This window comes from Candidatus Latescibacterota bacterium (assembly GCA_019038625.1).
Taxonomy (GTDB): domain Bacteria; phylum Krumholzibacteriota; class Krumholzibacteriia; order Krumholzibacteriales; family Krumholzibacteriaceae; genus JAGLYV01.
Genome location: JAHOYU010000228.1, coordinates 1 through 2,486, shown reverse-complemented (window position 1 = coordinate 2,486; position 2,486 = coordinate 1). Strand labels below are relative to the sequence as shown.

Below are 2,486 nucleotides of genomic sequence, written 5' to 3'. Positions count from 1 at the left end.
GCCGCCCACGAAAATGCCTCGGATACCTGACGCCCCATGAAGTATTTTGGCCTGTAGCACGTGGTGCACTTGCAATTTGAATTCACCACCTCTGCCTTAGTGCAAAATGTGTCTCCATACCATTTGCAAATTAGGTGTTCTGTACCATTAGCAAAAATTTCTTCTTTAATCCAACAGAGGTGGCTCCCTGTCCTTGAACACCCAATTCCAATTTATAAGTGGATGAAGCACCTCTTTGGTTAAGCCACCTTTGTCTTAAAGTAAACCTGGTCCGGCGTCTTACCGTCAAGACTGGAATGCGGGCGTCGGCTGTTATAAAAATGGAAGTACCGGTCAAGTCCGGACCTCACGGCTGAAACCGATTCATAGGCTCTGAGATATATATCTTCGTACTTGACGGATCGCCATAAACGCTCAACAAAAACATTGTCCCGCCAGGAGCCTTTGCCATCCATGCTGATCTGAATAGCATGGTCTTTCAACAGGCCAATGAATGCCTGCGAGGTAAATTGACTGCCCTGATCCGTATTCATGATCTCCGGGACACCATAGTGCAAGAGGGCTTCTTCAACAGCTTCCAGGCAGAACTGAACATCCATTGAGATCGATACTTTCCACGACAAGGTTCGGCGTGTGTACCAATCAACAACGGCAACCAGGTAGACAAAACCTCTGGCCATGGGGATGTAAGTGATATCCATGGCCCAGACCTGGTTGGGACGATTGATAGGCAGATTCCTCAGCAGATAGGGATAAACCTGGTGGCCCGCTGCGGGCTTTGTGGTACGAGGTTTACGGTATAAGGCCTCGATACCCATACGTTTCATCAAAGTCGCCACGTGCTTACGACCAACACGATACCCTTCTTGCCTCAAGAGATCCCGAAGCATACGGGAGCCGGCAAAGGGAAACTCGAGATGCAGGCGATCAATCCGCCGCATCAACTCCTGGTCATGCTCGGAAACGGGTTGGGGCAGATAGTAGACACTGCCGCGACTGATCCCGACAACTTTGGCCTGTTGGCTGATCGGTAACGGGTGATTACGGTCAATCATCGCTTTGCGCTCAGCAATCCCGCTTTGGTGAGCGCGCTTTCTAAAAAATCGTTTTCCAGGGTCAACTTGCCAATTTTGGCGTGCAGGGTCTTAACGTCAACCGAGGGTTCTTTGGATGTTCCCCCTTGTTCAAAAACCGTTGAAGCCTGCTCCAGCAACTGGCTCTTCCATTGTGTTATCTGGTTGGGGTGAACATCAAATTTCTGAGACAGCTCAGTGATCGTCTGCTCCCCTTTAATGGCGGCCAAAGCCACTTTGGATTTAAAGGCCGGTGAATGATTCCGGCGGGGTCGTCTGCTCATGATAAGCTCCTTTCTTTCATGGCATTAATATGCCTGATTTGGAGAGGCTTATCCACTTATACTGCTGTTCAAATTTCCGGGACCGGCTCTCAAGTCCGGTATCTTTAGCTAACGAGATAGGTGTTTCACGCAGTTCCCTCTACCGATGGGTGAGTGAAGCTGATACGCTGGAGATGGCTGTTAACTCCGAGCCACCCTCATTTACTGAATCTATGCAAAGGCTGTCCAATATGAAACGACCCCAAGACTGGAGTGCTGAAGAGAAACTGACTGCCGTATTGGAAGCCGCAACACTTTCTGAAGAAGAGTTGGGTGCTTTTTTACGCAGTCGGGGTTTGCATGAGGCCCAGCTTCAGCAGTGGCGGGATCAGATGCTCGTTGGCCTGGAACCGAAGACGGTGAAGCGTGCCGAGACCAAACGGATCCTTGCGCTGGAGAAGGAACTCCGACGCAAGGAGAAGGCGTTGGCGGAAACCGCCGCTTTGCTGGTCCTCAAAAAAAAAGCCCAGGACATCTGGGGGGACGAGGACGAAGACACGGACAGCTAGAGCGACAGCAGGTTCTTGAACTGATCGATGAAGCCGCTTCCCAAGGAGCTAGACTGAAGCCGGCCGCTCACACCCTGGGGCTGGCTGCCCGCACCATTCAACGGTGGCGCCGTCAGGAGAGTGGGGAGGATCAACGTCGTGGGCCATTGACCGCACCAGTGAACAAGCTGACAACGGCTGAGCGGCAAGAAGTCCTGGCCGTTGCCAATTCACCCAAGTATCGAGAACTGTCGCCCAAGCAGATTGTGCCTCGTTTGGCCGATGAAGGCCGCTACGTTGCGTCGGAATCGACCTTCTACCGGACCCTGCGGGAGGAGAATCAACTGACTCACCGGGAACGCTGTCGTCCGGCAACACACCGCCGTCCCCGCGAAAAAGTAGCCACCGGCTCCTGTCAGGTGTGGTCTTGGGATATCACCTATTTGAGGACCACTATTGCCGGCCAGTTTTTTTATCTCTACATGATCCTGGATGTTTGGAGTCGCAAGATCATGGCAGCGACCGTCTTCTCCAAGGAATGCGGTCAGAACAGTGCGCTGTTGTTCGTCGAAGCATTCCACCGGCACGCTGCCAATCCGAAG

The 2,486-nt window shown here is 52.3% G+C and carries 3 protein-coding genes; 2 read left to right on the top strand and 1 reads right to left on the bottom strand.

Annotation, left to right across the window (positions count from 1 at the left end; translation table 11 throughout):
• Positions 1-239: 239 nt before the first annotated feature.
• Positions 240-1,357, bottom strand: a protein-coding gene (locus tag KOO63_14800; protein ID MBU8923085.1) for an IS3 family transposase whose coding sequence is annotated in 2 segments (ribosomal slippage) — positions 240-1,096 and positions 1,096-1,357 — 1,119 coding nt in all. Because the reading frame shifts where the segments join, the coding sequence is not laid out codon by codon here.
• A 29-nt stretch (positions 1,358-1,386) separates the two neighbouring features.
• Here KOO63_14800 and KOO63_14795 point away from each other — a divergent pair.
• Both KOO63_14795 and KOO63_14790 read left to right on the top strand, forming a co-directional pair.
• Positions 1,387-1,905, top strand: a complete 519-nt coding sequence (locus KOO63_14795) for a transposase (protein ID MBU8923084.1) — start codon at positions 1,387-1,389, stop codon at positions 1,903-1,905.
• A 158-nt stretch (positions 1,906-2,063) separates the two neighbouring features.
• A partial coding sequence (locus tag KOO63_14790) for an IS3 family transposase (protein MBU8923083.1) occupies positions 2,064-2,486 on the top strand: 423 nt, incomplete at its 3' end.

Excerpts from the sequence above, each read along its gene's own strand:
- KOO63_14795 (MBU8923084.1), top strand. The coding sequence starts at position 1,387 with ATGCCTGATTTGGAGAGGCTTATCCACTTATACTGCTGTTCAAATTTC.